We start from the raw sequence: 22,164 nt of genomic DNA on the forward strand, positions 1-22,164 counted from the left end.
CTGGTTTTGCTCACGGGCCGGTTACAAACCGGCAGTTTGGGCGACGAGATTTCGACACCTTGCCGCACTACAGGTCCTTGACGTGCGGAAATGTGGTAAACACCACATTCGGCGTGCAAATTTTGCGAGCCGGTGCACTTTGTCGGGGTCGGTGATAAAGCAAGGGTCGGCGTGCCAGCGTGGGAGCAGGCGTGGAAACGGACGTGGAATCGAGCCTGGAGAGCAGCCACAAAAGGCTTTTCGTGCGGCTTTTCGGGCCACTGACGATTGTGCGCGACGGCATCCCGGTGGCTTTGCCGGCATCGCGCAAACTGCGCGCGCTGCTCGCCTATCTCGCGCTGGCGCCCCATCCGGTCGGACGTGGCAAGCTCTGCGAATTGCTGTGGGATGTTCCAAATGACCCGAGGGGCGAGCTTCGCTGGTGTCTGAGCAAATTGCGGGCCGCTCTCGACGAACCGAACCGCCGCAGGATCGAAACCGCTGATGATACGATCGCGCTTGATCTCGATGGCATTTGCGTCGACGCGTTGGATGTCGCGTCAGCGGCTGCTGCGGAAATCGAAAAGCTTGGTACCGAGCGTCTGCAGGCCCTGTCGAAGCTCTTCGTCGGCGATTTCCTTGAGGGGCTGGAGATCGACCGCAACCCACTCTTCAACAATTGGTTGACCGCGCAGCGTCGCCGATTCGGCTCCTGCCACGCGGCCATCCTGGAACATCTGGTCAAGACGCTGCCGGCCGATTCCGAGGACGTCTCCGGCCATCTTGAAAAATGGCTGGAACTGACCCCGTTCGACAGCTGCGCCCACATCGCGCTTCTGACGAGGCTGGCGCGGCGCGGCCAGTTCGGAGCCTGCGAGGACCATCTTGCCGCCGCAGCAGCGCTCTTCCAATCGGAAGAACTGGATTTCGCTCCCGTGCGCCAGGCGTGGCTGGCCATTCGCGCGGAACGGCCCTGCGCGATTTTGCCGGCACAACCGGCCGCTCGGCCCGCGGCCAACCAGAGCCCGATCGTGCTTGGCGGTTCCGAAGCCGCGACACCGCACAAGGCTTCGCTTGCCGTGATGCCGTTCGCCGAAGACGCCGGCAGTGGCATTCGTGGCGGGCTGGCCGATGGCTTCACCCACGACATCATCACCCGCCTGGCCAAGCTCAGAGATTTCTTCGTCATTGCCCGTGGCTCGGTCTTTGCGCTGGCCGAGAAAAACATCGCTCCGGAAGATGCCGGCCGCAGGCTGAATGTCGACTACGTCGCCACCGGCACCGTGCGCAGCCTGGCAGGCCGCGTCATCGTCACCGTCGAACTGGTCGAGGTACGCACCGCCAGGATCGTCTGGGCCGAGACGTTCGAGCGCAAGCCCGATGACATCTTCTCCGTGCTCGACGATATCGGCAACAGCATCGTGGCGTCGATCTCATCCGAGATCGAGACGGTCGAGCGCAACCGCGCCATGCTGAAAGCGCCCAATTCGCTCAATGCCTGGGAGGCCTACCATCGCGGTCTCTGGCACATGTATCGCTTCACCCGCAGCGAAAACGATCAGGCCAGGCATTTTTTCGACATCGCCCTGCGCCAGGACCCCACCTTCACCCGCGCCTATGCCGGCCTGTCCTTCACCCATTGGCAAAGTGCTTTCCAGCGCTGGGGCGACCGCGACCGGGACAGCGCGCTCGCCTTTGAGGCGGCCGGCCAAAGCCTGTTGATCGACGATCACAATCCGGCCGCGCATTGGGCGATGGGCCGGGCGCTATGGCTGCGCGGCGAAGGCGACCAATCCCTGCTTGAACTGGAAAGAGCCGTCGACCTCAGTCCCAATTTCGCGCTTGGCCACTATGCGCTTTCCTTCGTCCAGTCGCAGTCGGGCGACCCGCAAGCGGCCATCGGGTCGTCGGATCATTCGCGCCATCTGTCGCCGTTCGACCCGATGCTGTTCGGCATGATGGGGGCACGCGCCATGGCCCATGTCCGCCTTGGCCAGTTCGACGAGGCAGCCGAATGGGCGCTGAAGGCGGCCGCACGCCCCAACGCCCACATTATCATCCTGTCGATCGCCGCCCACTGCCTGGCGCTGGCCGGACGGCTGGACGAGGCCAAAACCTTCGCCGCCGCCATCCGCAAGACGCTTCCAGGCTACCGCGCCGACGACTTCATCGACACTTTCCGCTTCGACCCGAATGCAACGGCCCTGTTCAGGCTCGGCGCCAAACACATCGGGCTGAACTGAAGCAGGCGCGGGTCCTCCTGGTAGCCTGCTCAGGAAATGACGGCGATCTTCCATGCCAGCATGGCGACGATTGCCGCAGCGCACAACAGCGTCGCCCAGCCGTGCCGTCCCAATGCGTGCAAGACAAGAACCGCCAATGCGGCAACAATCGCCGCAAGCCCGCCTTTTATGTAGAAGACCTGCTCCGCGCTCAGCGGTGTGCCGGCGGCCCCGCCGATCCTGAAGAACTCCACGATCGCCCGCGCCGCAATCACGAGCATCAGCCCGAGCGCTGCTTGCGCCGCCCGCGGTTTAGACGACCAATTCCAGATCCGCTGCAAAAGCGCCTTGTCCTCGATGGTCCCGAAGGACTGCGTCTCCCTATCTGCGCAGCACCGCGCTCAGCACGTCACGTATGCCGATCGCGCCGACAAAGCGCGACTGGTCGTCGAACAGCGCCACGGGCGCTGTCTGCGAGCGGTGCATGGCCAGCATCACCGTCTTCAGCGAGGTGCCCGGAGTGGCCCAGAATACCTGCGCCGTCTCCTCCGGCTGAGCCTCGACATCGACGCACGATACCCACACTGCCGGCTTGCCGTCGCGTTCAGCCGCCGTCACCAGCCCGTGATCGTCGATCTTGAAGCGCGTCGTCTTGCGCCGGTCGAGCCACACCCAGCCGTCCTTGCCCTCTTCGAGATCGCGCCGGTCGCGCATGACGTTCCAGGCGGTCAGCACCGAGAGTGGGTTCACGTTGGCGATGAAGTCGCGGACATAGTCGTTGGCAGGCCGCAGCACGATGTCTTCCGGCGCGCCGGTCTGCACGATGCGGCCGCCTTCCATGATGGTGATGTGGCTGCCGATCTTCAGCGCCTCTTCGAGATCGTGGCTGACGAAAATGATGGTCTTCTTCAGCTCCGCCTGCAGCTGCAGCAATTCGTCCTGCAGCTTGGTGCGGATCAGCGGATCGAGCGCCGAGAACGGCTCGTCCATCAGCAGGATCGGCGCCTCGGTGGCAAAGGCGCGTGCCAGGCCGACGCGCTGCTGCATGCCGCCGGACAGTTCATGCGCGTATTTTTTCGACCACTGGTCGAGATTGACCAGCTTGAGCTGCTTGTGCACGCGCTCCTTGCGTTCTGCGTCCGGCACGCCCGCGAGTTCGAGGCCTAGGCCGACGTTTTCCTCGACCGTGCGCCATGGCAGCAGGCCGAACTGCTGGAACACCATAGCCACTTGTTTCTGGCGCAGCCGCCGCAACGTCGCCTGATCGCAGGTCACGACATCGACGATGTTGTCGCCGTCCTTGACCAGCACCTGGCCGCGCGACACCACGTTGAGCCGGTTGACGGCCCGGAGCAGCGTCGACTTGCCTGAGCCGGACAGGCCCATCAGCACCGAGATCTCGCCCTCGTGCACGGTCAGGCTGGCGCCGGCGCAACCCAGCACATTGCCGGTTTTTTCGAGGATTTCGGCGCGCGTGGCGCCGCCGTCGATCAGTGCCAGCGAACCGGCCTGATCGGCGCCGAAGACGATATCGACGTTCTTGAAATCGACTGCGACGGTCATTTCTTGCCTCCAACGCCGATACGCGTCATCCGGTCGAGCACGATGGCGAGCACGACGATCGCCAGGCCGGCTTCAAGGCCGAGGTCGATGCGGCGCGAGCCGAGCGCGCGGTTTATTTCAGTACCGAGGCCGCCAGCGCCGATCAGCGCTGCGAACACCACCATCGACAGCGACAGCATGATCGACTGCGTCAGGCCGGCCATGATGGTCGGCAGCGCCGACGGCAGTTCGACCTTCCACAGCAGCTGCTGCTTGGTGGCGCCAAACGCCTCACCCGCCTCGATGATCGACTTCGGCACCGAGACGACGCCGAGATGGGTGAGCCGCACCGCGGTCGGGATGACGAAGATGATGGTGACGATGAGGCCAGGCGCATTGCCAAGGCCGAACAGGGTCAAGACCGGGATCAGGTAAACGAAGGTCGGCAGCGTTTGCATCAGGTCGAGCACCGGCAGCATGACGCGGTAGACCTTCGGCTTGTGCGCGGCCCAGATGCCGAGCGGCACGCCGATGGCCATCGCCATGGCGGCGGCGGCCACGACCAGCACCAGCGTCTGCACCGTCTGCTTCCAGAGGTTCTGGTTGATGATGAAGATCAGGCCGAGAAAGACGCCGATGGCCAGCGGCCGTGAGCGCTGCAGCAGCCAGGCAATGATGGCAATGACCAGCGCCAGCAGCACCGGCGGCACCATCAAAAGGATGCCGACCAGTCCGTCGAGCAGAAAATTGAGGCCGTTCGAAAAAGCCCTGAACACAGTGTCGAAATTGTCGGTGAGGAACCCGAAGAAGGCCTTTCCCCAGGCGCCGATCGGTATCTTGTGATCGACCATGAATTTCGAAATCGGATCCATATCGCCCCTCTCATGCGCGAGACCGCCCGCCGCCGGCCTCTGCTGTCGTTACGTCATCTTCTCACAGGATATGAAAAAGGGCAGCCTTTTCTAAAATGGCTGCCCTTCCTGGTTCGGCTTTGCCGAATTCAGTCGGCTCAGCTTCCGAGCGCGGTCTTGACCGCTGCGGCCGCATCGCCGCCATCGAAGGTGGTGACGCCGGCAATCCACGGCGCAACCGCGTCAGGGTGCTTCTTCAGCCAGTCGGCTGCGACCGTGTTGGCGTCGCCGCCTTTCAGGATCGCGTCCATCATCTCGCCTTCCATGTCGAGATTGAACTTCAGGTTGGCGATGAACTTGCCGGCATTCGGGCATTCGGTGGTGTAGCCCTTGCGCACATTGGTGTAGACGGTGGCGGCGCCGAAGCCGCTGTCGCCCATGCCATCGAGATAGGTGATCTTCATGGCGCCCATCACCGGATGCGGCGTCCAGCCGAGGAAGGCGATCCACTCATTGTTCTTCATCGACTGTTCGGCCTGCGTCAGCATGCCGGCTTCCGAGGATTCGACCAGTTCGAAGCCTTCGAGATTGTCCTTCGGGTTCTTGATCATGTCGAGGATGATGCGGTTGCCGTCATTGCCGGCCTCGATGCCATAGATCTTGCCGTTGAACTTGTCCTTGAACTTGCCGATGTCGGTCAGCGACTTGACGCCGGCATCGGCGACATAGGTCGGCACGACGATGCCGTAGCCGGCGCCGGTCAGGTTGGTGCTGATCGTCTCGACCGAACCGTCGGCGGTATAGTCCTTGATGTCGTTGGTCATCGACGGCATCCAGTTGCCGAGGAAGACGTCGAGATCCTTGTTCTTCAGCGACGCCATGGTCACCGGCACCGAAAGCTGGATCGTCTGCGGCTCATAGCCGAGCGCGGTGAGCAGCACCGAAGCGACGCCGGTCGTCGCCTGGATGTCGGTCCAGCCGACATCGGAAAGGCGCACCGTCTTGCAGCTCTCCGGATCGCCGGCAAGGGCTGCGCTCGTGGACAGGAAAGTCGCCAGACCGAGGCCGGCGACGAAGGTGTTCATACGCGACATTGATAGTCTCCCATTGTGATTCTTTGGCGAAGCGTAGTTACGGTTTCTTTGCCCGCCTTGTTTCGTCAGCCAAACACCATTCTGGTGTGGTTTCAAGCGCTAAGGCAATCACGATCAACGGCGCGGGCTGGCCAAACAGCGACACGCCTGCCGCTTTTTCGATGGCAGACGGCTTTTCCAGTGAAATGCAGCAGTGCCCCCTCCCCGCGCGGCGCCAACTCGGCTTAAAAGGGCGGCATGGCCAAGCTTTACTTCCACTATGCGACGATGAATGCCGGCAAGACGACGATGCTGCTGCAGGCGTCCTACAATTATCGCGAACGCGGCATGACTACGATGCTGTTCGTCGCCGGTCATTACAGAAAGGACGACACCGGGCTGATCTCGTCGCGCATCGGCCTGGAGACCGAGGCCGAGATGTTCCGCGACGGCGACGATCTCTACGCCCGCGTCGCCGAGCATCATGAACACACGACCGTGCATTGCATCTTCGTCGACGAGGCGCAGTTCCTCGAGGAAGAGCAGGTCTGGCAGCTTGCCCGTATCGCTGACCGGCTGAACATCCCGGTCATGTGCTACGGCCTGCGCACGGATTTCCAGGGAAATCTGTTTTCGGGTTCGCGCGCGCTTCTGGCGATCGCCGACGACCTGCGCGAAGTGCGCACCATCTGTCGCTGCGGCCGCAAGGCGACGATGGTCGTGCGTCTCGGCCCTGACGGCAAGGTGGCGCGGCAAGGCGAACAGGTGGCGATCGGCAAGGACGTCTATGTCTCGCTCTGCCGCCGCCACTGGGAAGAGGAAATGGGCCGCGCCGCGCCCGACGACTTCATCGGCTTCACCAGAGGCTGAACGGCCGGGGCAACATGAAAATTCTCCAGTTCACAGTCGATTGCCCGTTTCCGCCTGTGTCAGGCGCGGAGATCAGGAACGCCACCAATGCGCGCGCCCTGGCAACGATGGGCGAGGTCCTGACGGTAAGCCTGGCCGGCGCCCCGGCGCCCTCCACACCGCCGAACATCCGTCACCAGATCATCGAGGCGGCGCGCGGCAGAGGTCTCTGGAGCAGGCGCAGCCCCCACCCGACCGTGCATATGATGCCGGACGACGAACTGGCTGAAGCCGACGCAATCTGGAGAGAATTCTCGCCCGATCTCGTGGTGATCGAGGAGATCTCACTGTCGCAGCTGCTGACGCTGGCGCCGAAGCAGCGCGCGCGCACCGTCCTTGACCTGCACAACATAGATTCCCAAACAGTGGCCGACCGGATCGCCGGCCTGACGCTGTGGCAGCAAATTCGAGGCTGGCGCCAAAACAGGCGCAAGAGGGCGCAGGCGCGCGATGCCGACAGGCGTGCGGCCGCCATGGCCGATCAGGTCTGGGTCTGCTCGCCGACCGACGGCGCGCTGCTGTCCGCTCTCGGCCCCGTCGGCGACGTCAGGTTCATCGCCAACCCCATTCCGGACGAGAGTGTGCTTTCGCTGCCGATTGGTGCCGAGCGGTACCGTGAACTCAGCCTGTGCTTCATCGGCCATCTCGGCTATTTCCCCAACATCGACGCCGTCAAGCAGATCGGCCGCGGGATGGTGCCGCGCCTCACCGCCTCCGGCCGGCCATGGTCGATCACCGTCGCCGGCAGGAACCCGCGCGACGTCGTGCGTGGTTTATGCACCAAGCATGGTCTGCAGTTGATCGAGAACCCACCGCATCTGCCGGACCTGCTTGGCCGTGTCGGCTATGCGCCGATCCCGCTGCGCTTCGGCGGCGGAACCCGCATCAAGGTGCTTGAGGCGATGGCGGCGGGCCTGGTCGTCTGCGCCACCGAGAAGGCCGTCGAAGGGCTCGGTCTGCAAGCGGGCAGGCATTTCTTGTCGAGCAACGATGCCGGCGAACTGGCTTCGAAAATCGTCGATCTCGCGAAACGCCCGCAAGCGGCGGCCGAGATGGCGGAGAGCGGCCGCACCTTCGTGCGTGACAACCACTCATCGGCAGCAATCGAAAAAGCGATCCGGCAGGCAATCGCGGAAATGCCGCTCCACCGAACGGGATAAGACCCGTCTTGCAATCCAGCCACCATGCGGCGTTTGTTAAGGCCCTGCTGCCTATTTTGCCCGCAGCCAGAGCCAGCCGGGGACCGCCATGCTTAGAGCCATTTCGTCAGCACTTGTCATTTACTTAGCCGGTATCGCGGCCGCGCAAGCCGGCGGCGATGCTGCGCTGGGCAAGAAGGTTTTCTTCAGATGCATGGCTTGTCACGAGGCGGCAACCGACCGCGACAAGATCGGCCCGCATCTCCTTGGTATCGTCGGCCGTACAGCCGGCACAGCCAAAAATTTCAACTATTCGCAAGCCATGAAGGATGCCGGCGCCGCCGGCCTCGTCTGGGACGAAGCCAACCTCAAGGCCTATCTCAGCGCCCCCAAGCTGAAAGTACCCGGCAACAAGATGGCCTTCTCCGGCTTGACCAGCGACGAGGACATTGCCAACGTCATAGCCTATCTGAAGGCCGATCCGAAGCCTTGACGGCGCGGTGCGGTGTTTGATGGAGCCAGCCGTCTCGCACCTGCAACCGATTGAGTTCTCAGTCGAATTCCAGCACGTCCATGCCGGCGGGGATCGACTGCTTTGCCGGCGTCAAAGTTCAATGACAGTTGAACCATGCCTTGCTGGCAGGCTATTCACGCCATGACCCCGCCTTCATTGACTTTCAAGACGATGACGGATTTTTTTGTTTTCGGGGCGGGTCTTGTCTTGCGTCTTTCAATCCCCGGATGCCCCACATATATTCGCCGCTGTTCGCAGCCAGCGACCGGAAGCCGAAGCGGGAGGCCCCTATGGCGACATTGCAGAATTTCGATGCCGAAATTGCCAAGACCAGGCAGGTTGTGCAGGACATGCGCTCCAAGATCGAGCAGTCCGGCACCGTGCTTGATACTTTGGCCACCGCCGACAAGAAGATCGGCGACGCCAATTTCGACATCGAGAATGCCCGCATCGAGGATGTGCTGAAGCAGCAGAAGGTGATGGAAGGCAACATCGCCGACCTGATCATCGGCCTCGAGGACGCCACCAACGTCTTCGGCACCGAATTCGAAAGCATGAAGAACTATACCGGCTGGGAAAGCTTCGTCGGCGTCTTCTCCGCGCAACGCAAGCAGCGCATGCGCACCGACCGCGTCCGCAACATGTCGCTGGCCGGCAATCTGCAGGAGCTTCTGGTCAAATCCGACACCATCGTCGGCATCCTGAAGGCGCAGAAAGAGGTCCTCGACCAGCGCTACAAGACCTCCGAAGCCAGCTTGTCGCAGGTGATCGAGCGCCGCAAGGCCACCATGGCCAACCTCGAAGCGGTGCAAAAACGCATCGAGGAGGTCAACCCCTTGCTGCTCGACATCGAGAACAAGATCGCGGCCTCGACCAGCCAGAAGGAGCGCACGCAGCTTGAGGGCGAGCGCTCGAAACTGGCCACCGAGTACAATGAAAAACAGGCCAAGGAGCAGGAATTGCTGGCCGAGAGCCAGACCCTGGAGCGCTACACCTCGATGTTCCAGACCTTCGTCGATTCGCTCAACAACCAGATTGCGGCGCAGTCGACGCTGATCAACAAGCTGACCATCGATACCGAGCAGCGCATCGTGCTTTACAAGGCGCTGGAAGATTCTTTGAAGACCGCCGCCCAGCAGGACGTCGCCCACAAGATCAACACGCTGGGCAGCCAGGTCGACAACACCGCCGAAGAGACCATGGCCGGCATTGGCGCCGCCTCGCAAAAGCACATTGGCGATCTCCTCGAAATGCACGAGAAGAACATGGTCGCCAGCGCCGACATCCAGCGCCGCAAGAAGCTTGCCGACGATGCCTTCGCCCGCCGTTTCGACGACGTGATGAAGAAGCACAATTCGGCCAACTACGTGCAGTCGTAAGGAGCGGCTGCACGCGAGCACACCCGGCATGACTCCCGAAAACGAAGCGGCGGCGCGCTATTTTTCCGCCATCACGGCCGCACTCAGCGGCCTTGAAGTGTTCATGCGCGACGACCGCTCGCCGCTCTACCGGCACGGCATCGTCGCCAAGATCGTCGCCGAATATATTGCCCGGCTGGACAAGTCGTTCTCTTGCTGGCGCAACCGCCTCGGCTTTATGGACACGTTCCGGATTTCGCGCGCCGACAGCGGCTATCCCGTCTTCCAGAACCTGCTCGAACTGGAAAATGACCGCCGCCAGGCCGATGCGCGGCTGGCCAACATCCCGCTGGCCGGCGAATTGCGCGAGGAAATGGCCGACTTCATCCTGCGCCACAAGGAATTCCCCGAGGCGCTGCAGAAGTCGATGGCCGAGCGGCTCTATCTCGAAGACGTCAAGAGCGAGCAGACCTTCGGCCCGTTCTCGCTGGCGCAGACGGCCAAGGTCTCGGTCAATCCAAAAACCTTCCGGCCCTATTACCTCGTCCACTGGGCGACATTCGACGGCAGCGCCAACCTGCCGCTAGTCTACATGGTGACGGTGGAGGATTCCTCCGAAGCCATGATCCGCCAGCTTGTCGACAGCAACGGCAAGCTCAACGAACAGGTCGACATACCGCTGCCCGTCGACGGCCTGCTCAACCCCGAGCTCGCCCACCGTTTCGACGATTTCACCGAAAAGAATTCCGCCTACACGCTGTCACCGGCAACGATTGCGGTCAATCTCGACAAGGATTTCGAGCCGCTGCACCCCAAGCAATTGCGCCGCGTCGTGCTTGGCCCCTTCTATTCCGCAGGGATTACCGACAACAATTCGACGGTGACCGAGGTGCTGGCCAAGGTGCGCAAGCCCGAAAATGCCTGGCTGCTCACCTGGACCATCCAGGAGGTCTACTCCAAGGGCGAGAGGCCCGGCCGCAAGGGCCTGTTCTCAAGCGAGAAGACGACGCAGGAATTCTTTATCAACACCGACGATCTCGAAGCCGCGCGCCAGGGTGTGTCGAGCTACGAGAACCACGCGCTGATCCCGCACGAAGCCTATCAGGCACTCTACGCCGCCGGCGAGGCGCAAAAGATCTTTTCCGGCTACAAGGTCCACATCCTGTCCAACGGGCAGGTCATCTCAGACGTCTGACCGTCACACCACGGAGCATCCTTCATGGACACCGGCCTGACCACCATCCCGGAAGCCGCGATCGAAAAGCACCGCGCCACGGCGCAGAGCTTCATCACCCGCGTCGTCGTGCTGGAAGACCCTTCGCGCGAATCCGGCACCGCGCTTGCGGGCACCAATCGCCGCTTCGTCTCGACTGTCTCTGTCGGCTCGGTGCGCCGCACCCGCGAGGTCGAGCTGACCAAGACTGTCGCCGCCATCCATCCCGACGACCAGCTGATGAGCATCCCACAGCACACGCTGCTGTTCCGCGCTCGGCGTGGCCTGGCGATTGCGCTCGCCATCTCCGACGTTTTTGCTGAGGGCTCAGACCTTGAAAGCCTGCAGGCCAAGAACACCCGCGCACCGCTCGAAGGTGACGAAGCCGCCACCTTCAAGAAGCTTCTGTCAGCTTCGGCTTACGTTTCAGCCTTCAGTCTTGCCTCCTATCTGTTCCAGCTGATCGACAGCGACGGCGAGGCGCCCAACGATATCCCCGAGCCCGACTTCCTGTTCGACACGCCGCAGGATGCGGTGAAGTCGATCGTTGCCGGTCTCGACAAAGCGATTGCGGGCTCCAAGGATGATGGCGATCTGACGACGCGGGCACGCGCTTTCGCGCGCGTCGCCATTGACGGGCTCTTGGCCCGCAAAGGCCGCTTCGATGGTTTCGGCCCGTTCGAGAACGCTCATATCCGCATCGACACTGACGATTTCACCCTGGACGGCTTCGACGTCGCGCCGGGCAAGCGCTCCAAGCCGCTGGTGATGACCTTCAAGACGCCGGAAGAGGTCGTCGGCAACCACATCGCCAAATACCAGTCGGCCAAGCTCGCCAAGATGCTGATGGCCTATGATTTCGAGCGCGAGCTGAACCCGTTCGTCGAGCTCGGCGGTTTCCTCTTCACCTTCATCGGCGACGGTGCGCCAGGCACCGGCAAGACAACGCTGATCCAGATGATCGCCGGCCTGGTCAACGGCTACTGCCAGGTCGCCGGCTATCCCTTCGCCTACGAGAATTTCGGCGTCGACCAGATCTCGTCCTACCAGGGCAAATCCGGCCAGAACTGCCGCCAGTTCATCAACAATGTCTTGAACCCGCGCGTCATCGGTTTCGGCACCATCGACGACATCGACCAGGTGGCAGCGCGCCGCTCCGACGACCGCGCCTCGGCAGGCCAGCAGGAAATCACCGGCGTCTTGATGGATGCCTTTGCCGGTGCCGGCACGGTGGTGCGCGGCAACTGCTCGTTCGGCATGTTTTCCAACTATCCCGAAAATGTCGACGACGCGCTGCGCCAGCGCGCCGGCGCCCGCTGGCTGGTCGACGGCCCGCAGAGCCGTGACGACTACATCGACATCTTCGTGCTGCTTGCCGGCAAGAACCACAAGATCCCGCTCGGCGACCACAAGCTCTACGCCGCGCAGGAAATCCAGCGCGCCGTGACCGAAGCCTATGAGGAGCATGAAAAGCCGCAGGAAGACGGGCTGATGAAGGTCTATGAGCGCTACATGAAAGAGAATGGCGCGCCGAAATCGATGGCCGACATCGGCACCTATCTGCACCTGATCAAGGATGCCGAACCGCGCTTCACCGGCCGCGCCATCAAGAACGTCACCGACGCCATCAAGATGCGCGCCATGGATATCGAACTGCCCGATGACTGGTTCGAGAAGCCGGAAGCCTTCATGCACAAGGGCTATGACGAGAAGAAAGCCATGATCGAGGAACTGCGCGGGCCGTTCTCGATGGACATGGTCATGCAGGAGATCAACCGCTACGCCGACTCCGAGTTCCGCTATTCCGACAAATCCGACGACGCCGCGGTGGAGAAGCTGCTGCGCGACGCAAGGCTGCGCGAACGCGCGGCACGCGAGATGGAGGAGATGAAGAAGAAGGGGCTGTGGAATGCGTGAGCTTCCTTCCTTCTCCCCGTTCACGGGGAGAAGGTGCCCGAAGGGCGGATGAGGGGCAGCGCTATGCGTGGAAGAAACGAGCCAAAAGCGGCGAGAGCCCGGCAACCTAGGCAAGTTGAAAATGAAGCTGAAGAGAAACTATGGCACGAACTGCGCGGGCGACGATTGAACGGCTACAAGTTTGTTCGCCAGCTGCCGATCGGTCCATATTTCGCCGACTTCGCCTGTGGTTGTGGAAGTCGATGGAAGCCAGCATGCAAATCGATCCCACGATCGATTCAGGGATGAGACTATGAACAGGAACGGCTGGTCGGTTTTGAGGGTTTGGCACGCTGATGTCCTGACGGGGCACAAGAGCGTGCTGGATACGATTGTTGCTGCCCTGGATGGTCGGCTGAGCCAGAAAATGATTGCTGCCGACGTGAAGTTTTTGCCCGCCACGACGTCGGAAAGATGACGAGCGTTTGCGCCGCCCCTCATCCGCCCTTCGGGCACCTTCTCCCCGTGAACGGGGAGAAGGCAAAGTGAGCAAAAAACCCGACCTGCTGCGCGACAACGAGCTGATCTACGGCCGCCTGCTCGCCGTCGACGAGTCGCACCTCATCCAGCGCTACAACAAGGCGCTTGTTGCCTTCGGGTTGAAGCCGACCAAACTAAAGAGTTTCCAGATCGACCGCACCGGTTTCTCGCCCGAGGTGGCCGAGGAATGCGACGACTACGATTATCTCGATCCCAATGAGGTCAACCGCCGGTTCATAATCCTGACGCCGTCGCAGATCGACCTGCCAGTGGTGCACACCGCCTTCTCCAACACCTCGCAACTGATGTTCGAATTCATGTCCACGAACCAGCGCGCCATCGACGCGCTGACCATCAAGGACGTCATCTACGGCGAGATCGAAGATTCCGTCCCCGTGGTCAACGACATCGAGGATCTGCTGTCAATCAGCCAGGTCGAGTTCAAGGTGCTGTCGGCCGAGGACGTCCTGGGCAAGGCCGCCGAGCTCGGCAAGCTTGTCGACCGGTTGAAGCAGGAGCCGGACGCCTGGCGCGACAACGCCATGCTGACCCGCATGGTGGAGCTGGCGAAGGTGTGCGGCGACATCCGCGAGAATGCACTGGTGCCCGACCAGGTGATCTTCCGACACAACGCCTATTGGACCAGCCATTTTGGCGGGCTCTACGTGTTTGTCGATCCTGACATGACGACGGTCATCGGCGACCCGGCCGCCCCTGGCTTTCGCCGTTCGCGGCCCTGGCAGGTGAGCTATCTCTCGATCAACGATGCCGACAAGGTGTTCAAATTCCTGGCCAGCACCGGCCGCATCGAACTGCCGCGGGCGTCATGGGTCGAAAGCTCGGGCTATCTCGAGCATCGCGCCGAGATGGTTGTGCGCTCGCTGATCCGTGACACCGAACCGAACCGCAATTTGACCGATGTCGACAAGGTCTGGCTGCAGACCTGGATCCACGGCCATGCCGATCTCATCACCAGCGACGGCAATTTTCCCTTCCTCAATGCCGCCAAGCGCGAAATCGCCCAGCTCGGCCATCTCAAGATCGAGGATGTCGCGCCGCGCCAGCGCTTCCTGGTCGTGCGCGGCAAGCCCGACCATCCCGACGCCTGGCTGACCAACCAGCTGATCTCGGATTTCGTGCCGCAGGACTTCGTCTCGCGCTATGTCTTCAACAAGCCCGGCTTCTACAAGGACTATGACGGCTACAGCGACGCCTGGCGATCGCATGTTGTGGACGTTCTGAAAACCACATATTTGAAAGACAAGGTGGCGTTGCGCACGCGCCTTTACGGCTTGACTGACTAGAACGAAATGAGCCGTCATTTCGTTCTAATTTATTGTTTTGGCGCATGATGTTATCCAAAAAGCCTGCAACTTTTTGGCATCATGCTGAGGGGGTGAACGAGAGCCATGCTTGATCCGATCGTGAATTTCTTCACCCGCATCTTCCAGTGGATCGGCCGCGGTATCGGCCTTGTCATCGGCGCGATCCTGTGGCCTTTCCTATGGGCCGGGCGCTGGTACACGCAGCGCGGCTGGATCCTGAAGGCGGTGGTTGGCCTGGCTTTGCTGGTACTGATCGGCCTCTACGCCAACTTCTTCTACGCTACCCAGTGGTGGAACAAGTTCGACCCCAACTACGTGGACAAATACACCTTCGAGAACCGCAACATTTCCGCCGGCGAACAGGTCGCGGCCGGTGCCGGCACCGAGACCGCCAAGACCTGTGGCAATTCGGGCATCGCCCAAGTCGCGGCCGACCTCACCGATTTCAACGTCAACCAGAATGCCTGGGTCTCGTCGATGATCCTCTACAAGCTCGGGCTGTTCGGCGTCGACTGGGATCACACGCCGTTTATGGACAACAAGGCCTCGTTCCAGCGCGGCATCAACCAGGCGGTGCGGCGCACCGCCACCGAGCTTGCCGACAATCTCGGCCGCGTGCGTACGACATCGCAGATCGACGCCGATCTGCAGGATGCTCGCGGCAATCTGCAGTTCGACGAGGAAACCTGGTATTTCGGCCTGAACCCGTTCGGACCGAAGACGCCGACGCCGAGCTATTATCGCGATGCCGTCAACAAGCTGCGCTCCTTCAACGCCCGCCTGGCCACCTGCCAGGCGACGTTCGACGCCCGTGCCGACAATCTGAAGCAGTATATAGACCGCATCTCCTCCGACATCGGTTCGACCTCGGCGATCCTCAAGGAGCGTGCCGAAAACCACAACAATGGCTGGTTCGACTTCCGCGCCGACGACCGCTTCTGGTTCGCCTATGGCCAGCTCTATGCCTATTACGGCCTAATGAAGGGCGCCCAGGCCGACTTCGAGGACGTGATCAAGGAAAAGCATCTCGGCAATCTGTGGGACACAATGGATTCGCAATTCGTCTCGGCGCTGCGCATACAGCCCTTCATCATCGCCAATGGCCGCGAGGATGGCTGGATCATGCCGACGCACCTGACGACGATGGGTTTCTACGTGCTGCGGGTGCGCTCCAACATGGTCGAGATCAGCAACGTGCTGACCCAGTAGCCCTTATCGCAACGCAAGCAGCGATGGCGAATTTGCGCCGTCGCCTCTGTCGCATTCCGTGCATTGAGCGGCTGTTTTGAGACGGCGGAACGACGCGTCCTCTGGCTTCTATACGGCGCGGCAACGGAGCCAGGAAGAACCGGCGACAGGTCGGCCCGGCCGCGGAGACACTTTCTTCATAGGAAACATAGTTGCATGCAAGTTGACGCCGTGGCTGCGACAGGGTTAGAACATGCCCGCGCCCGGGTCCAACATGCCTGCGAGTGAGATCAAACCCGTCCCCTCCACCGTCCAATCCGAAGGAAAGCCGTCATGGCCGAAGTGAAGTCCGACATCGAGATCGCGCGCGGCGCCAAGAAAAAGCAGATCCAGGAGATCGGCAAGAAGATCGGCATTCCGACCGAGCATCTGCTGCCTTACGGCCACGACAAGGCGAAAATCTCGGCAGAATTCATCAAGTCGGTTAAAGGCAACAAGGACGGCAGGCTGATCCTGGTCACCGCCATCAACCCGACGCCGGCCGGCGAAGGCAAGACGACGACCACCGTCGGCCTCGGCGATGGCTTGAACCGCATCGGCAAGAAGGCGATCGTCTGTATCCGCGAGGCGTCGCTCGGCCCGAATTTTGGCGTCAAGGGCGGTGCGGCCGGCGGCGGCTATGCGCAGGTCGTGCCGATGGAGGACATGAATCTCCACTTCACCGGCGATTTCCACGCCATCACCACCGCGCATAATCTGCTTTCGGCTCTGATCGACAACCACATCTACTGGGGCAACGAGCTCGGCATTGACACCCGCCGCGTCGTCTGGCGCCGCGTCATGGACATGAACGACCGCGCGCTGCGCGAGATGATCTGTTCGCTCGGCGGCGTCGCCAACGGCTTTCCACGCGAAGGCGGGTTCGACATCACGGTGGCCTCGGAAGTGATGGCCATCCTGTGCCTGTCCACCGACCTCAAGGACCTGGAAAAGCGTCTCGGCGACATCATCGTCGCCTACCGCCGCGACAAGACGCCGGTCTATGCCCGCGACCTCAAGGCCGACGGCGCCATGGCGGTGCTCTTGAAGGACGCCATGCAGCCCAACCTGGTGCAGACGCTGGAAAACAACCCGGCCTTCGTCCATGGCGGTCCGTTCGCCAACATCGCGCATGGCTGTAACTCGGTGGTCGCCACCACGACCGCGCTGAAGCTTGCCGACTATGTCGTCACCGAAGCCGGTTTTGGCGCTGACCTTGGTGCGGAAAAATTCTTCGACATCAAGTGCCGCAAGGCAGGCCTGAAGCCGGCGGCGGCGGTCATCGTCGCCACCGTGCGTGCCATGAAGATGAATGGCGGCGTCAAGAAGGAAGACCTCGGCAAGGAAAACATCGAAGCGGTGAAGAAGGGCTGCGCCAATCTCGGCCGCCACATCGAGAACATCCGCCAGTTTGGCGTACCGGCGGTGGTCGCCATCAACCACTTCTATTCCGACACCGACGCCGAAATCCAGGCGATGAAGGACTACGTCGCCTCGATGGGCGAAGAGGCGATCCTGTGCAAGCACTGGGCCAAGGGCTCGGCCGGCATCGAGGACCTCGCCAACAAGGTGGTGCAGCTCGCCGAATCCGGCGCCTCGCAGTTCGCGCCGCTCTATCCCGATGCCATGCCGCTGTTCGAGAAGATCAATACCATCGTCCAGCGCATCTATCGCGGCTCCGAAGCGATCGCCGACAAGTCGGTACGCGATCAACTGCACGCCTGGGAGCAGGCCGGCTACGGCAATCTGCCGGTGTGCATGGCCAAGACGCAGTATTCCTTTTCGACCGACCCGAACCTGCGCGGCGCACCGACCGGCCACACCGTGCCGGTGCGCGAGGTCAGGCTGTCGGCGGGTGCCGGCTTCATCGTTGTCATCTGCGGCGAGGTCATGACCATGCCCGGCCTACCCAAGGTGCCGTCCTCGGAAAAGATCTTCCTCAACGAGATCGGCCAGATCGAAGGCCTGTTCTAAAAATTTCGAGATCGTTGCGAGATTCAAGAAGGGCGGCCAATGGCCGCCCTTTTTTGCTTTCCGGGGACGGATTTGCCTATGCGGCGTTGCGCGCCAGCGCCCGCTGGTTGGACGCATAGGGCGTGTCGCGTTCGGGCAGTGCACCGGTCTTCAGGCAGTCGATCCATTCGGCGGTCTTGAGTACGGCCGCGAAGCGCGACTGCAGGATGATGCTCACCACACGGTGGATCTCCTCGGCCGAGGCATAGCCGGCGCTGTTGGCATAGGGCAGCGAGCCGGTTGCGTCGGAGAGGAACTCGACCGTAAAGCCCATATGGACGGCGTGGATGATGGTCGACAGGTCGCAATTATGCGTCATGTAGCCAATGACCGTGATCGTATCGATGGCATTGGCGCGCAGCCACGCCTCGAGATCGGTGCCGGTGAAGGCGCTCGGCAAGTTCTTTTCGACATAGTGGTCGCGCTTGCGCCTGGCGATTTCGGGATGCAGTTCGCCGCCATGGCTGCCCTTGGCGAAGACCGGCGATGTCTCGGGCGCCATCTGCTTGATGACCACCACCTTCACGCCGGCCGCAGCGGCGGCATCCATGGCGCGCGCCACATTGACGACGCTGTCGCGGAACGGCGGATGCTGGATGGCGAGGTTGCCGCCATCATAATCATTCTGAACATCGATGACGATCAGTGCGCGGCGCGGCGTGGTGTTGGCAGACATGGTGTTTTCCTTTCGGGCTTGAATGGGACGGGCGGAAAATAGGCGGATCGCCCGGCCGCCAAAAGTGGCCCGATTGACATCATTCGAAAGAATTGGGACAATCCAATCTCATTTGCTGGAGACGCCCGTGACTGATCCGATCATTGCCGTCCTCGCCTTTGACGGCATCAGCCCGTTCCACCTCTCCGTGCCGTGCGTGGTGTTCGGCACCGACCGCACCAAGCTCGGCCTGCCGCGTTTCGACTTTCGCGTCTGCGCGCTCGACGATGGGCCCATCCACACCGATGCCGGGTTGACGATCGCGGTGCCGCATAGGCTTTCCGCGTTCGACGATGCCGACATCGTCATCATTCCCAGCTGGAAGGATCTCGACGCCCCGCTTCCCACCCCGCTCCTCGAAGCGCTTACGCGCGCAAACCGGCGCGGCGCGCTGATCGTTGGCCTCTGTCTCGGCACTTTCGCCATCGCCGCCGCCGGGCTGCTTGCCGGCCGGCGGGCGGCGACGCACTGGTCTTCCACCGACCGGTTGCAGGCGCTGCATCCCGAAATCGAAGTCGACGCCGACGTGCTCTATGTCGACGATGGCGACATCGTCACCTCGGCCGGCGTCGCCGCCGGCCTCGACTGCTGCCTGCACATAGTGCGCGCCCGCTATGGCGCCGAGGTAGCGCTGCGGCTGGCCAGGCACATCGTGCTGTCGCCGCAACGACAGGGCGGGCAGGCGCAATTCATCGAGCGCCCGCTGGCGAAAACCCCGGCAACTGACCGCTTCACCCAGGCGCTCGACACGGTGCGGGCAACGCTGGGGCAAACGCACAGCCTCGACCGCGTCGCCGAGGCCGCCGGCCTGACCCGGCGCACCTTCACCCGCCGTTTCCAGAAATCGATCGGCACCAGCTTTGGCGAGTGGCTGGCCGGCCAGCGCATCGAACTGGCGCAACGGCTGCTGGAAGCGACCGAGAAATCGATGGACATGGTGGCTTTCGAAGCCGGCTTCGGCAGCGCCACCTCGCTGCGCCAGCATTTTGCCGCACGACTGCGGACCTCGCCGGCGCAGTACCGGCGCGAATTCTCCAGGCGGACCGGCGAGCAGGCGATGTCCGCGCTGTCTCATTGATCATCGGCGGACGCGTATTCAGCCGCGTTTGACCGCCCGCGCCGGGTTGCCGACCACAGTGGTGTTGTCAGGCACGTCGCGCGTCACCACAGCACCCGCGCCGACAATGGCGCCATCGCCGATGCTGATGCCGCCGAGGATGATGGCGCTGCCACCGATCCAGGCACTGTCGCCGATGGTGACCGGCCTGGCGATCTCCAGCCCCGCCTGACGGCCTGCTGCCTCCTTGTGGTGCTCGGCGCAGTAGATCTGCACATTGGGGCCAAGCAGCGTCCGGTTGCCGATACGCACCGGCGCGTTATCGAGGATGGTGCAGCCGGCATTGAGAAACGCGCCTGCGCCGAGATGGATATTGAAACCGTAGGCGCAATGGAACGGCGCCTCGATGCGGGCGCCCTCGCCCGCGATGCCGAGCAGCGCCGATAGCGCCGGACCGATGTTGCCGCGCTGCCGGGGCGGCAGCGAATTGTGCTCGAACACCGCATCGCGCGCGATCACCCGCAGCGCTTCCAACTCGTCGTCGATGCAGGTGTACCACTCGCCTGCAATCATCTTCGTGCGCTCGCTTGCGGACATGGCCACGCCTCCAATCTGATCTCCTGCCAAAGCACAATCCTCCGCCTGGGAAAACCCCACTGTCCAAATGCCCGGCCTATGCTAGCTTGCCGCGTGGACCGTCCGAGGTTCTGCGTTGAGGGGATCAACCATGCTCTATCTGCTTGCACTTCTGATCGGCATCATCGCCGGTCTTCGCGCCATGACAGCACCGGCCGCCGTCGCCTGGGGCGCTTATCTCGGCTGGCTGCCGCTTACCGGCACCTGGGCAAGCTTCATGGGCCATTGGGCCGCCGTCGGCATCTTCACCATCCTTGCCATCGTCGAACTGGTCACTGACCAGTTGCCGTCGACACCGAGCCGCAAGGTCCCGCAGCAATTCGGCGCCCGCATCCTGCTTGGCGCCTTTGCAGGTGCTGTGGTCGGCGCCACCGCCGGTTCCACCATTGGCGGTCTGATCGCCGGCGCCATCGGCTCCGTCATCGGCACCTATGGCGGCGCCGAGGCGCGCGGCCGGCTGGCAGCCGCCTTCGGCCAGGATCGGCCCGCCGCTCTCATCGAGGACGCGGTGGCCATCATCGGCGGCCTGCTGATCGTAGCGGCGGTGGCATGACGGCGAAAACCTTCGACGCCATCATCATTGGCGCCGGCCAGGCCGGCACACCGCTCGCCGGCAGGCTGAACGCAGCCGGCATGAGCGTAGCGCTGATCGAGCGCAAGCTGGTCGGCGGCACCTGCGTCAACACCGGTTGCATCCCGACCAAGACGATGGTGGCGAGCGCCTATGCCGCGCATCTCGCCCGACGCGCCGCCGATTATGGCGTGACGCTCAGTGGGCCTGTCGGCGTCGACTATAAGGCGATCAAGGCGCGCAAGGACAAGGTTTCGGGCGCCTCCCGCACCGGGCTGGAAACCTGGATCGCCGGCATGGACAAATGCACGCTCTATCGTGGCCATGCGCGCTTCGAATCTGCCAACACCGTGCGCGTCGGCGACGACCTTTTGACCGCCGAAAAGATCTTCCTCAACACCGGCGGTCGCGCCTCGGTGCCGGACCTGCCCGGCATCCACGACATCGACTACCTCACCAATTCCTCGATGATGGATCTCGAAATTTTGCCGCGCCACCTCGTCGTCGTCGGCGGCAGCTACATTTCGCTCGAATTCGCACAGATGTTTCGCCGCTTCGGTAGCGAAGTCACCGTCATCGAGAAGAGCCCACGCCTGACCGGCCGCGAGGACGAGGACGTATCGGCGGCGATCCTGTCGATCCTCGAAAACGAAGGCATAGAAGTCCATGTCGGCGCCGACGACATCGGCTTCGCCAAACAGGGCAACGACATCGCCGTGACGTTCTCATCCGGCAAACCGCCGGCAGTCGGCTCGCACGTGCTTCTGGCGCTCGGCCGCGCTCCCAACACCGACGACCTCGGCCTCGACAAGGCCGGCGTCGCGGTCGATCTGCGCGGTTACATCACCGTCGACGACCAGCTGCGCACCAGCGTGCCCGGCATCTGGGCGATGGGCGATTGCAACGGCAAGGGCGCCTTCACCCACACCTCCTACAACGACTATGAGATCGTCGCCGCCAATCTGCTCGATAACGATCCGCGCAAGGTCAGCGACCGCATCGAGGCCTATGCGCTCTACATCGATCCGCCGCTCGGCCGCTGCGGCATGACTGAGGCCGCGGTGAAAAAATCCGGCCGCAAGGCGCTGGTCGGCCAGCGGCCGATGACCCGCGTCGGCCGCGCCGTCGAAAAGGGACAGACGCAAGGTTTCATGAAGATCCTGGTCGATGCCGACACCAGGGAGATCCTCGGCTGCTCCGTGCTTGGCCCCGGCGGCGACGAGGCGGTGCACTGCGTGCTCGACCTGATGTATGCCAAGGCGCCGGTCGATACGCTGGCCCGTGCTGTGCACATCCATCCCAACGTCTCGGAGCTGTTGCCAACCATCGCCCAGGAACTGAAGCCGCTGGTGTGACGTAACTCTGCTTCAAGCTCAGCGCTTTC

At 62.5% G+C, this 22,164-nt stretch carries 19 protein-coding genes and 1 pseudogene; 14 read left to right on the forward strand and 6 right to left on the reverse strand.

The annotated features are described in order from the left end of the window. Positions 1–203 precede the first annotated feature (203 nt). Positions 204–2,222, forward strand: coding sequence for a transcriptional regulator (locus AC04SH_RS15640; protein WP_488575692.1), 2,019 nt, complete (start codon positions 204–206; stop codon positions 2,220–2,222). A 29-nt stretch (positions 2,223–2,251) separates the two neighbouring features. Here AC04SH_RS15640 and AC04SH_RS15645 read toward each other — a convergent pair whose 3' ends face one another. The 4 genes from AC04SH_RS15645 to AC04SH_RS15660 form a co-directional block, all read right to left on the reverse strand. Continuing rightward, complete coding sequence (locus AC04SH_RS15645; protein WP_488575693.1) at positions 2,252–2,542, reverse strand: hypothetical protein; 291 nt, start codon at positions 2,540–2,542, stop codon at positions 2,252–2,254. A 40-nt stretch (positions 2,543–2,582) separates the two neighbouring features. After that, complete coding sequence (gene choV / locus AC04SH_RS15650) at positions 2,583–3,764, reverse strand: choline ABC transporter ATP-binding protein (protein WP_488575694.1); 1,182 nt, start codon at positions 3,762–3,764, stop codon at positions 2,583–2,585. Next, on the reverse strand, positions 3,761–4,615 hold the full coding sequence (gene choW, locus AC04SH_RS15655; RefSeq protein ID WP_477238664.1) for a choline ABC transporter permease subunit: 855 nt from the start codon (positions 4,613–4,615) through the stop codon (positions 3,761–3,763). The genes choV and choW overlap by 4 nt, the downstream gene beginning before the upstream one ends. A 137-nt stretch (positions 4,616–4,752) precedes the next feature. Beyond that, positions 4,753–5,688 carry a choline ABC transporter substrate-binding protein gene (locus tag AC04SH_RS15660; protein ID WP_454577246.1) on the reverse strand — a complete coding sequence of 312 codons (936 nt, stop codon included), beginning with the start codon at positions 5,686–5,688 and terminating at the stop codon, positions 4,753–4,755. A 237-nt stretch (positions 5,689–5,925) separates the two neighbouring features. Here AC04SH_RS15660 and AC04SH_RS15665 point away from each other — a divergent pair, with 237 nt between their 5' ends. The 10 genes and pseudogenes from AC04SH_RS15665 to AC04SH_RS15710 all read left to right on the forward strand — a co-directional run bounded on the left by AC04SH_RS15665 (position 5,926) and on the right by AC04SH_RS15710 (position 17,762). Beyond that, positions 5,926–6,537, forward strand: coding sequence for a thymidine kinase (locus AC04SH_RS15665; protein ID WP_488575695.1), 612 nt, complete (start codon positions 5,926–5,928; stop codon positions 6,535–6,537). A gap of 14 nt (positions 6,538–6,551) precedes the next feature. Beyond that, positions 6,552–7,736, forward strand: a complete 1,185-nt coding sequence (locus AC04SH_RS15670) for a glycosyltransferase (RefSeq protein WP_488575696.1) — start codon at positions 6,552–6,554, stop codon at positions 7,734–7,736. Between the two features lie 88 nt (positions 7,737–7,824). Further along, on the forward strand, positions 7,825–8,208 hold the full coding sequence (locus AC04SH_RS15675; protein WP_488575697.1) for a c-type cytochrome: 384 nt from the start codon (positions 7,825–7,827) through the stop codon (positions 8,206–8,208). Between the two features lie 311 nt (positions 8,209–8,519). Then, a complete protein-coding gene (locus tag AC04SH_RS15680) occupies positions 8,520–9,608 on the forward strand; it encodes a hypothetical protein (RefSeq protein ID WP_488575698.1) in 1,089 nt (362 codons plus the stop codon). A 28-nt stretch (positions 9,609–9,636) separates the two neighbouring features. Further along, positions 9,637–10,782: a hypothetical protein gene (locus tag AC04SH_RS15685; RefSeq protein ID WP_436261098.1), complete on the forward strand. Its 1,146-nt coding sequence runs from the start codon at positions 9,637–9,639 to the stop codon at positions 10,780–10,782. Positions 10,783–10,806: 24 nt separating this feature from the next. Continuing rightward, the gene (locus AC04SH_RS15690) at positions 10,807–12,717 is read left to right on the forward strand and encodes an ATP-binding protein (protein ID WP_488575699.1); all 1,911 of its coding nucleotides are present in this window, start codon (positions 10,807–10,809) and stop codon (positions 12,715–12,717) included. A gap of 63 nt (positions 12,718–12,780) precedes the next feature. Then, positions 12,781–13,174, forward strand: a pseudogene (locus AC04SH_RS15695) (endonuclease domain-containing protein). A 67-nt stretch (positions 13,175–13,241) separates the two neighbouring features. After that, complete coding sequence (locus tag AC04SH_RS15700; RefSeq protein WP_488575700.1) at positions 13,242–14,540, forward strand: DUF6638 family protein; 1,299 nt, start codon at positions 13,242–13,244, stop codon at positions 14,538–14,540. Positions 14,541–14,645: 105 nt separating this feature from the next. Next, complete coding sequence (locus tag AC04SH_RS15705; RefSeq protein WP_112561125.1) at positions 14,646–15,770, forward strand: DUF2333 family protein; 1,125 nt, start codon at positions 14,646–14,648, stop codon at positions 15,768–15,770. A gap of 312 nt (positions 15,771–16,082) precedes the next feature. Next, on the forward strand, positions 16,083–17,762 hold the full coding sequence (locus tag AC04SH_RS15710) for a formate--tetrahydrofolate ligase (RefSeq protein WP_488575701.1): 1,680 nt from the start codon (positions 16,083–16,085) through the stop codon (positions 17,760–17,762). 76 nt (positions 17,763–17,838) lie between these two features. Here AC04SH_RS15710 and AC04SH_RS15715 read toward each other — a convergent pair whose 3' ends face one another. Then, complete coding sequence (locus tag AC04SH_RS15715) at positions 17,839–18,477, reverse strand: cysteine hydrolase family protein (protein ID WP_488575702.1); 639 nt, start codon at positions 18,475–18,477, stop codon at positions 17,839–17,841. Positions 18,478–18,604: 127 nt separating this feature from the next. Here AC04SH_RS15715 and AC04SH_RS15720 point away from each other — a divergent pair, with 127 nt between their 5' ends. After that, positions 18,605–19,594, forward strand: a complete 990-nt coding sequence (locus tag AC04SH_RS15720; protein WP_488575703.1) for a helix-turn-helix domain-containing protein — start codon at positions 18,605–18,607, stop codon at positions 19,592–19,594. A gap of 18 nt (positions 19,595–19,612) precedes the next feature. Here the strand turns inward: AC04SH_RS15720 and AC04SH_RS15725 are convergent, their stop codons facing one another. Further along, entirely contained in the window at positions 19,613–20,170 is a 558-nt protein-coding gene (locus tag AC04SH_RS15725; protein ID WP_488575704.1) for a sugar O-acetyltransferase, read from the reverse strand. 130 nt (positions 20,171–20,300) lie between these two features. Between AC04SH_RS15725 and AC04SH_RS15730 the strand changes: the two genes are divergently transcribed. Together AC04SH_RS15730 and AC04SH_RS15735 are read left to right on the forward strand one after the other, a co-directional pair. After that, positions 20,301–20,762: a DUF4126 domain-containing protein gene (locus tag AC04SH_RS15730; RefSeq protein WP_477238688.1), complete on the forward strand. Its 462-nt coding sequence runs from the start codon at positions 20,301–20,303 to the stop codon at positions 20,760–20,762. After that, entirely contained in the window at positions 20,759–22,135 is a 1,377-nt protein-coding gene (locus AC04SH_RS15735) for an FAD-containing oxidoreductase (protein WP_488575705.1), read from the forward strand. Before AC04SH_RS15730 ends, AC04SH_RS15735 begins: the two co-directional genes overlap by 4 nt. Positions 22,136–22,164: the final 29 nt, after the last annotated feature.

It is taken from the genome of Mesorhizobium sp. CNPSo 4688 (genome assembly GCF_057784295.1).

Excerpts from the sequence above, each read along its gene's own strand:
- AC04SH_RS15675 (WP_488575697.1), top strand. The coding sequence starts at position 7,825 with ATGCTTAGAGCCATTTCGTCAGCACTTGTCATTTACTTAGCCGGTATC.
- AC04SH_RS15685 (WP_436261098.1), top strand. The coding sequence starts at position 9,637 with ATGACTCCCGAAAACGAAGCGGCGGCGCGCTATTTTTCCGCCATCACG.
- AC04SH_RS15735 (WP_488575705.1), top strand. The coding sequence starts at position 20,759 with ATGACGGCGAAAACCTTCGACGCCATCATCATTGGCGCCGGCCAGGCC.
- AC04SH_RS15725 (WP_488575704.1), bottom strand. The coding sequence starts at position 20,170 with ATGTCCGCAAGCGAGCGCACGAAGATGATTGCAGGCGAGTGGTACACC.
- AC04SH_RS15665 (WP_488575695.1), top strand. The coding sequence starts at position 5,926 with ATGGCCAAGCTTTACTTCCACTATGCGACGATGAATGCCGGCAAGACG.
- AC04SH_RS15710 (WP_488575701.1), top strand. The coding sequence starts at position 16,083 with ATGGCCGAAGTGAAGTCCGACATCGAGATCGCGCGCGGCGCCAAGAAA.
- AC04SH_RS15730 (WP_477238688.1), top strand. The coding sequence starts at position 20,301 with ATGCTCTATCTGCTTGCACTTCTGATCGGCATCATCGCCGGTCTTCGC.
- AC04SH_RS15705 (WP_112561125.1), top strand. The coding sequence starts at position 14,646 with ATGCTTGATCCGATCGTGAATTTCTTCACCCGCATCTTCCAGTGGATC.
- AC04SH_RS15715 (WP_488575702.1), bottom strand. The coding sequence starts at position 18,477 with ATGTCTGCCAACACCACGCCGCGCCGCGCACTGATCGTCATCGATGTT.
- AC04SH_RS15680 (WP_488575698.1), top strand. The coding sequence starts at position 8,520 with ATGGCGACATTGCAGAATTTCGATGCCGAAATTGCCAAGACCAGGCAG.
- choV (WP_488575694.1), bottom strand. The coding sequence starts at position 3,764 with ATGACCGTCGCAGTCGATTTCAAGAACGTCGATATCGTCTTCGGCGCC.
- choW (WP_477238664.1), bottom strand. The coding sequence starts at position 4,615 with ATGGATCCGATTTCGAAATTCATGGTCGATCACAAGATACCGATCGGC.
- AC04SH_RS15670 (WP_488575696.1), top strand. The coding sequence starts at position 6,552 with ATGAAAATTCTCCAGTTCACAGTCGATTGCCCGTTTCCGCCTGTGTCA.
- AC04SH_RS15690 (WP_488575699.1), top strand. The coding sequence starts at position 10,807 with ATGGACACCGGCCTGACCACCATCCCGGAAGCCGCGATCGAAAAGCAC.
- AC04SH_RS15660 (WP_454577246.1), bottom strand. The coding sequence starts at position 5,688 with ATGTCGCGTATGAACACCTTCGTCGCCGGCCTCGGTCTGGCGACTTTC.